The sequence below is a fragment of the Thiolapillus sp. genome (genome assembly GCF_048562965.1).
GTDB classification, from domain to species: Bacteria; Pseudomonadota; Gammaproteobacteria; order Chromatiales; family Chromatiaceae; genus Thiolapillus; species Thiolapillus brandeum_A.
Genome location: NZ_JBHNMF010000846.1, coordinates 1 through 1245, shown reverse-complemented (window position 1 = coordinate 1245; position 1245 = coordinate 1). Strand labels below are relative to the sequence as shown.

At 53.8% G+C, this 1245-nt stretch carries 1 protein-coding gene; it reads left to right on the top strand.

Features of this window, described 5'->3' with window-relative positions:
* A partial coding sequence (locus ACOCD2_RS20570; RefSeq protein WP_293650104.1) for a recombination-associated protein RdgC occupies positions 1–889 on the top strand: 889 nt, incomplete at its 5' end.
* Positions 890–1245: the final 356 nt, after the last annotated feature.

Sequence of the window (1245 nt, the reverse complement as noted above, 5' to 3'; positions counted from 1 at the left end):
AATGTGGTTTAGAAACATCATATTGTATCGGTATGACGAACCCTTCTACGAAAATGAAGTCACCCTGGCGCAAGCGCTTTCGGAAAAGCAAAGCCGCCCCCTGAGCAATCTGGCTATGGAGACCTGGGGCTGGGAGCCGCCCTTGGGTGATGACGGTGAGATGGTACATGTTGCAAACGGGCGCATTATGGTCTGTGCAAAAAAAGAGGAAAAGATCGTGCCGCCCGCCGCTGTGAAAGAGCTACTACAAGAGCGCATTGCGGCCCGCGAAAAGCGGGAGGGGCGGAAAATCACGGGCAAGGAGAAGGCATCGCTGCGCGATCTTGTCATTACAGAGATGTTGCCCCGGGCATTCACTAAAAGCAGCCTGCATTACGCCTATATCGATCCCATCAATCGTTGGTTGGTGGTTGATGCAGGTTCTCCCGCCACCGCCGAAAACCTGCTGTCGTTGCTAAGGGACACCCTAGGCAGCCTGCCGGTGGTCCCAATAGAAATGAAGGACGAGCCGCGTCTGTTGATGACACGGTGGCTGAGGCAACAAGGCGAGATGCCCAATGGGCTGACAATCGGATATGAATGTGAACTGCGCGATGAAGAAGGGGGCATTATTCGAGCAAAGAATGAAGACCTGAATGCAGAAGAAATCCAGACCCTAGTCGATACCGGGAAAAAAGTAACGGCGCTTTCTCTGGAATATGATGACCGGATGGCGTTTGTGCTCAATGAAAAAGGGCATCTGAAGCGCTTGAAATTCTATGATGTTGTGCTTGAAGAAACCGCAGAGGTGGAGGCGGAATCCCCTGCAGAGCAATTCGATGCTGACTTTGCACTTTCGTCAGCGGAATTGTCGCGTTTATTTGTGGTGCTGTATGGAGAAAGCCAATGAACTCGGATACCCTGGACGCGCTGCGTGCTGTCGCGGATCTGCTGGGAAATGAGGTGACAGTTGCCAGTATTCCCGGACGGGAAACCGTACGCATAGTGGGCAATCGGCTCTTGGAGTTGTCTGCTTTCCCCGACAAAGCCGAGGGGTGGCGCGGGGCATTTCAGATGATGCAGCGCACGGGCATCATTAACGCGGAACAGCAGCAAATACTAGACGATGCCTATCAGCGTGGCGCCCCCCCTGCGCAAAGAGGTAGAACAGTGGATGCGGGCCAACGGGCGCGCCGCTGTTGTGGATTCTTTCGACTGGAACAATCGCCAGGCACAGGTATGGGGGTTCCAGTATTACATGGAGAA